At 55.6% G+C, this 7,240-nt stretch carries 5 protein-coding genes; 2 read left to right on the forward strand and 3 right to left on the reverse strand.

Features of this window, described 5'->3' with window-relative positions; translation table 11 throughout:
* Positions 1–273: 273 nt before the first annotated feature.
* Positions 274–2,028, forward strand: coding sequence for a hypothetical protein (locus FD30_RS09040; RefSeq protein ID WP_056944763.1), 1,755 nt, complete (start codon positions 274–276; stop codon positions 2,026–2,028).
* 82 nt (positions 2,029–2,110) lie between these two features.
* Here the strand turns inward: FD30_RS09040 and FD30_RS09045 are convergent, their stop codons facing one another.
* On the reverse strand, positions 2,111–3,238 hold the full coding sequence (locus FD30_RS09045; protein ID WP_056944764.1) for a glycerate kinase: 1,128 nt from the start codon (positions 3,236–3,238) through the stop codon (positions 2,111–2,113).
* Positions 3,239–3,262: 24 nt separating this feature from the next.
* Positions 3,263–4,210 (reverse strand): AMP-binding protein, encoded by a 948-nt coding sequence (locus FD30_RS09050; RefSeq protein WP_056944765.1) that lies wholly within the window; start codon positions 4,208–4,210, stop codon positions 3,263–3,265.
* A 388-nt stretch (positions 4,211–4,598) separates the two neighbouring features.
* Here FD30_RS09050 and FD30_RS09055 point away from each other — a divergent pair, with 388 nt between their 5' ends.
* The gene (locus FD30_RS09055; RefSeq protein WP_147000056.1) at positions 4,599–6,329 is read left to right on the forward strand and encodes an aryl-sulfate sulfotransferase; all 1,731 of its coding nucleotides are present in this window, start codon (positions 4,599–4,601) and stop codon (positions 6,327–6,329) included.
* 100 nt (positions 6,330–6,429) lie between these two features.
* Here FD30_RS09055 and FD30_RS09060 read toward each other — a convergent pair whose 3' ends face one another.
* On the reverse strand, positions 6,430–7,080 hold the full coding sequence (locus FD30_RS09060; protein WP_056944766.1) for a matrixin family metalloprotease: 651 nt from the start codon (positions 7,078–7,080) through the stop codon (positions 6,430–6,432).
* Positions 7,081–7,240: the final 160 nt, after the last annotated feature.

Here is a 7,240-nt window from a genome sequence, read left to right on the forward strand (position 1 = left end):
GACCACGCGGGACCGTTTGAGTATCAGAATTTAAACGCGACTACTTCTTACTTCAGCCGAGGTAAGGGGTAGTCGTTTTTGTCGTTCGGTCAATCCGTTTGCCGCTGGTGGTAACAAATCACGACTTCCTCAACGTCCCGCGCTTAGCGCTGTACCGGGGACAGCACTCTTGATAAAATTATTTATAAGACGATTAGGTTGTCATTATCGTCCGAGTTACTATACTGGAGTTATCGTAACCGTTCACCCCACACCATTCAGGAGGGACCCCCTTTGTCCACTAAATTCTCTGATCACCAGTGCATGTTTCACACTAATTCTGCAAACCACGTGATTCTGCAAACGACCTTACTACTAGGCTTGAGTCTCGCGCTATCTGCAGGTGCCCTTCCGGCAAACGCTGCTACGGTAAGTAATCCGCCGGCCGCGACACACCCCACTGCGGCGCCGCGGACAACCACCACGGACCTAGGGAACGCCCAGGCCTGGCTCCCCGATAAGACGCTCCGCAACTGGATCGAAAAGAACCTGCAAGGCCAAGTGGCGCCCGCAGAAGCCGGTGTCCCCACGCCCACCATCACCGACGCGAATCTGGCCCAGTACCTTCCCCAACTGACCAGCCTTTCAGATGCCAACATTCCCATTACCCAACCACGCGCGTCCACCACAGACCTACCCCAACCAGGCAAAATCGCCGATTGGACGGGCCTGGACAAGTTTACGAACCTCACCGAATTCACGGTCGTGGAGGCCGACCGCTTGAACCTAACCGGTCTCCATCAGTTGTCCTTTAGCTTCGCCCCCCAACTGAAGGTTCTCCAACTCCAATACGGGGGCGACACTCAAGCGCCAGACAACAGCCAACGCCTGTGGAACCGGCAACTCGACCTCAAGATTCCTGCGCAAACGTTTATTGATCAGCTGCTGCCCAACAATCCCCACTTGACCACCCTAGAATTAAGCGGCTTAGGCCTGACGGGGAGCATCCCCCACTTAGACCACTTCCCAATGATCAGCAACGTTCGGCTAAATGCGAACCACCTCTCGGGAAAAATCACGGCGTTACCTCGATTACATGAACAACCAAGCGACCAATCCGACCAATCCCCCCTACTCTCCGTTGGTCAAAATGACCTCTCCGGATACCTGCCGGATCTACGGTCCCTAAACGGTACCTTTGCTTATGACCAAAATCACCTGTTAACCAGTCTCACCAACTTACCCCAGCACCCCAATTATAATGACAATCATTCCGCCGGGTACGACCAATCCTTCGACGTCGGCTCACTGGGAGACCCGTCAACGACGCCCGCCCAGCCCATTAATCTGTCGGCGTTAGTCCAAAAATTCCAGTGGCAGGTCCAAGACGCCACCACCGGTCAAGCCATCCCAACCCGGCTTAAACTGATTACCAATATTCCACCCGTCATTCTCCAGATGAAGGGTGACCACCCGGATGCGGACCATGACGCGGATGCCACCGCGTTCTTTAAATTGACCCAAAACGCCGCCGGTGACACTCTGGCCACGCCAACGGCCACCACGCCAGCTGGGGCGTACTGGATCACGGGGCTTCCCAGTGACGAGCCACAAGCGCCATACTCGGCGAACATCATCTTCCACTTAACCAAAACTACGCCCGCGGTGGTGCCCCCACTACCCACACCAGCGCCGAAGCCCCAACCCGCACCAGAACCCCAGCCGGAGCTTCCTCAACCCACCACACCCATGACACCGGACCCAACACCAACGCCCCAGCCCCCAGTCAAGCCACAGTTGAGCGGTAGTTCGACCAACGTAACATCCCCCAGCCTGTTACACCCCTTGACTAGCCATCTCCTGGACCTCCCAACCAAGCACCCGGCCCCTTGGCATCCGGCTCAAGTTTCAAAGTCACGACCGACCACGCCGTACACCACGGACAACCAGACGCTCCCCCAGACTGACGACCACACCCCTTGGCTCGCAATCCTTCTGGGCGGCGGTAGCTTACTGGGACTGGTTGGTTGGCGCCGTAAGTTCCATTAGTCCCTAAACCCAGCCCGCCAACGCAAAAATAACCCGGGAAATGTCAGCATTTCCCGGGTTATCTTCATCATTTAAGTTCTGTCTAGTGTCCTAACTGATAAGCCCGCATCGCCGTAGCACCAGCATTCATCAGGAGCGATTCTGTCTGGGCAATGGCCTGATTCACGGTCATGGGGGCTACCGTGGACGACAAGACCAGGTCGACGCCCGCCGCGTAAACCGCCGCTAAATCGTCGCCGACACTCCCGGCAATCAGAATCACCGGGACCTGGGCGGCGTGTGCTAGCTTAGCCACGCCAATCGGGGCCTTGCCCATCAGGGACTGGCCGTCCACCCGGCCTTCGCCGGTCAGGACCAGGTCAGCCACTTGCAGCTTGGCTGCCAATTGCGTGAGCTTTAGCATGGTCGCGGTTCCCGGTGCCAGTGTCGCACCTAATAACCGCAAGCCAAACCCGGTACCACCCGCGGCGCCGTCACCCGGACAGCTCAGTGAAAAGGCATTTTGTGCGGCCAGGGCTGCCTGATAATGGGTCAGATTGGCATCGAGTTCTTGCACCATTTCCGGAGTCGCCCCCTTCTGTGGGCCGAAGACGGCCGCCGCACCGTAGGGTCCCGTTAAAACGTTCTCCACGTCGGTCAGGGCAACTAAGTTAACCCTGGCTAAACGGTCATCTAACCCGCTGAGGTCCACTAAGGCTAGCTCACGTAACCCTGCGCCGCCCCGCGGAATCGGGTCGCCCGTAGCCGTCAGTAAGCGGGCGCCTAGGGCCTGCAACATGCCGGCGCCGCCATCGGTGGTGCCGCTACCGCCCAGACCCACGTAAATGGTGGTCGCCCCGGCCGTCAGCGCCGCGTCAATCAACTGACCCACGCCATAAGTACTGGCCGTGCGGGGCGCATAGTCGGGCTGAACCAAGTTCAATCCGGCCGCCGCGGCCATTTCAATCACGGCCATGTGTTGATCCGGCAACCAGCCCCAAGTCGCGTCGACCGGTTGGCCCACCGGTCCCGTCACCCTAGTGATCCGGCGTTCGCCGCCCAACGCCGCCAAGACACTGGCAACGGTTCCTTCACCGCCGTCAGCCATGGGGACCGTGACCACCGACGCTTCCGGGTCGACTTGATAGATCCCGTTGGTTAAGTACTCGCCCACTTGTTGGGAGGTGGCACTCCCTTTGAATGAATCCGCCGCAATCACGATCCGTGTCATTTCTCACATTCCCTTACCTAGAAGTTAGCCCGCACCGGGAGTCATCCCCGCGGTCCGGGGTACATTACCTCTCATGATAGCCTTCTTCTGGGGATTAATAAACCGCGAATCACGGCGGTCAGCCTGACTGACCCGATAACGTAACGCCCGGTCCCAGGCAGGAACCGACGCGGGTTCGGGCATGAAGCGTAAAGCCGACAGGCCGCTGGGGTCGGCGAGTCGCAACAACGCCGCCAAACGCAAGGGTCGTAGGGACACGTGGGTGATCTGATTGGCCGTGACCTGGGGCCAGAATTGTGACGCGGTGAATTGCTGGGTCACCACTACCCGACCGCCCACGTACCGGGTCGCCAGTAGCGCCAGTTGGGCTTCCTGTTGCGTCAGCGTGGTCACCAGCAAGGTACGGTCCGTAGCCGTTAGCTGGTAGGTCGCCACGGTCGCCGCCACGTCCCGTTGAAGTTGGGCGTAGGTCAGCGTGACTGGAGCTTGGGCGACCGTCAGGCGCAAAGCCGGATCCGCTTCAGTGGGCGTCGCCGCCACGTGGCCGGTGACGGCCAGGTCCCGGACCAACGTCAATTCTGGGGCGGTATTCAATTGGAGTCGGGTCACCGTACTGACCGCCGTCACGGCCGCGTTCAGCAACTCCGGGGTGACCACATAGGCCGCAAAGACGCGTTCCTGCATCCGGCGGTGTAAGTCTTCTACGGTGGTCGTACCCGCCACGGGGACCACCACCGCGCCCAATTCCCAGATGGCCTGGATCAAAACGGGATAGACGGGGACGTTAGGCAGCGCCACCAATACGTGATCCCCGTGCCCCACTTTGAGGCCCCGGAGCTGGTCCTTCAATTGATCAACGTCGGCGGCGAGTTCGCCCCCGGTGTACCATTCCTGGGTCGCCGCATCCTTTAAGACTGGTTGCGTGCTATTGCGCTGTAAGTGTTGCGTTAAAGTTAAGGTAAGTTTAGACATGGTGAAGCACTCCTTTCAAGATCGCGCTAGTTCCGCTCACGGACGGAAAGACTAACGCGGCAAGCCGCGATGAATTCTCTGGAATCACCGTCACCGGTGATGGCCATCGGCTGAACCAATAGCGTACCCTAGTTATAGCATGGGGCCGTCTTCAGCGTCCTAACACGGCGGTAAGGATTGTCTAAGCTTTTCTTAGAAAGGGTGACCATCCCCGTCACACCGGGGTCATCACGTCATCTTCACATTTTCATCACATTTAATTCATAGATTCATTAGACTTATGTAACACCCCTGTTTCACATCTGTGCTATATTAAGTGTGTTACATACATTGGGGGATGTTGGGACAGTTCTGTCCAGACGCCCCCTTTTTATCTAATTTTAAGGAGATGGCGCACGTGCAACGTACTCACAAACGACTGTGGACCTTGGCAGTCGCCTCACTCGCAATTTTAACGGTCGGCCTGGCTGGTTGCTCAACCAAGACCAAAACCACGGCGAGCTACAAGATTAAGGAAAACAAGGTCGGCCTGACCACGGATCAGATCAAGAAGAATCTGGATGTCAGCATCTTATCGACCCGGCAGGATAAACAAAAATCCCTGACCGCGACCTACAAGGCCGCTGCGGAGAATAAGGATTACACGTTCGACAACCCTTACGTTAAAATCAATCCTTATGGCTCTTCACCATTGTCTGCCTTAGTAACTTTCACCACGGATGATGCGGTGAAGGTCAGCTACACGGTGGTCGGGAAGACGGACCACACCTCCATCACCAACACAGTTAAGGGCGGCTACACCACCAGTCACCAAGTTCCCGTGGTGGGCCTGTACGCCGATACTAATAACACGGTTAAAATCACTGAAACCACTAAGAATGGTAAGACCACGACCAAGACGCTGCGGATGCAGACGGGGGCCTTACCTAAATACGTTAAGAACGCCACGATTACGGTGACTAATAAGGATAAGGACAAGATGAGCATCGGCAAGAACAAGCTGACCATCTTGAACCGGACCACTAAGCAACCAATGGCCGTCGACGCCGACGGGGCTGTTCGGTGGTACGACACCAACTACTCCCAACACATGGTTGAACAATGGTCGAACGGGCACATCATGATTCTGTCGAAGAAGGACGTGAATTCCGATGTGTACAACGACTTACTGGAGACCGACTACTTGGGTCGGGTCTACAAGGAATACAGTTTCTCCGCAAAGACCAGTAGCTCCGATGCCGGCAGTATCAGTAAAGCCGCCGCTAAGGCTAACCCTGAAACCACGGTCATTCACCATGACTTGGTCGAATTACCTAACCATAACTTGCTAGCCACGGTCTCCGACGGTTCCAAGTATAAGGAAGACACCATGATCGAAGTCGACCACAATACTGGGAAGATCGTTAAGGTCATCGATATGAAGAAGATCCTGCCGAAGTCCATGTACAAGGATTACAAGAAGGGTGCCGATGGTAAGATCGACTGGCTGCACCAAAACGCCATCGACTACGACAAGAACGATAAGAGTATCGTGATTTCCACGCGGAATCAGGATATGATCATGAAGCTGGACTACAAGACTAAGCACATCAAGTGGATCTACAGTGGGAAGAAGAAGTCCTCCTGGCCAAAGGCTTACCGCAAGTACGTCTTGACGCCAACCAAGGGCACCACCATCACCGGGGGTCAACACGGCCTTTACCTGTTGAACAACGGGAACGGTGCTAAGGCTTCCAGCGAAGACTTCATGTTGTACGACAACAACATTGCCGTCACTAACGGGAACAAGAAGACGTCCGGCAAGTACTCACAAGCCGTTCAGTACCATGTCAATACCAAGAACATGACCATCAAGCAGACTTGGGCTTATGGGAAGTCCTTGGGTAAGACCAACTTTACCAGTGTCATCGGGTACGCCGAGAAGCAACCTAACGGCAACGTCCTGATCGACTTCGGGTACAAGAATGGTGGAAACGAAAGTAACGTCATCGAAGTCACGAAGAGTGGCAAGCAGGTCTTCAACTTGACCATGAAGAACGCTGGTTCTAAGGCTTACGCCTACCGGGCTTATCGGGTACCGTTCTACGATTCCGCTTACCAATTCGACGCCACAAAATAAATGAGCGCACTAAAAAATCCGCGAATGATTTCGCGGATTTTTTTTGCATCATTTTACGTCATACCGTTTGGATCTCCGGCTCTTTTAAAAACCACGATACCTATTGGTAGATATTCTCCAACCCCGCCCGATCGCGGTGAGTCAGATGAACCCGGTGTTGCTTGTACGGGTACATCACGGAACGGGGCGACCGACTGTGGGCCAACCCTAACGCGTGCCCCAGTTCGTGGACGGCGACTGCCCGGGTCATCGAGACCGGATAGTCTGCGTTCATGCTGGCCGTGCCGTGGTTCCAAGTCGCCACGTGCCAGAAACTGGTTTCGCGGATAATGGCCGGACCCCCTTCACCTAGTTCGCGGTAATTCGCCCGCTTCGGCATCCGCTTGTGGTAGGCCCGCAAGGTGATCCGATTAGCCTGCGCCGGGGCTTTCCCCTGAATCAGGTGTACGCTACCAGTCTGGTTATAGGTGGCAATCGCCGCGCGAAAGGCTCGACGCCCCGGTAACGGCAGGTTTCGTTTAAAGTGGTAATAGTAAGTTTGGGAGAGCGAGACATCGCGTACGATGGCGGCGGTCGGTGTCGCCTTAGGCCGGTGCGCTGGGTTCTTCACCGGCGTGGTCTGAGTGACCGGCTCATCCGGTTGGAGCAACGCCTCACGCTGCGTGACCGGTAATCCACTCAGGTAGTAAACGCCCATGACCAGCATGGTGCCTAAAACAACCCACTTCCAAAACTTTCGCTGCTGTCGCACGGCCAACGCCCCCTTCAAGCTAGTTAAATTCTTGTCCTATTATCATAACATAGGTTAACAACTATTTATGGTGTCAAACGCATTATTTATACAATATTAATAAGCCTGAATTATTCACCAGAAACTCCAAAATCCCCATCAAACACATGATTCAAGTGCT

Source organism: Levilactobacillus namurensis DSM 19117 (assembly GCF_001434785.1).
In the GTDB taxonomy this organism is placed as follows: domain Bacteria; phylum Bacillota; class Bacilli; order Lactobacillales; family Lactobacillaceae; genus Levilactobacillus; species Levilactobacillus namurensis.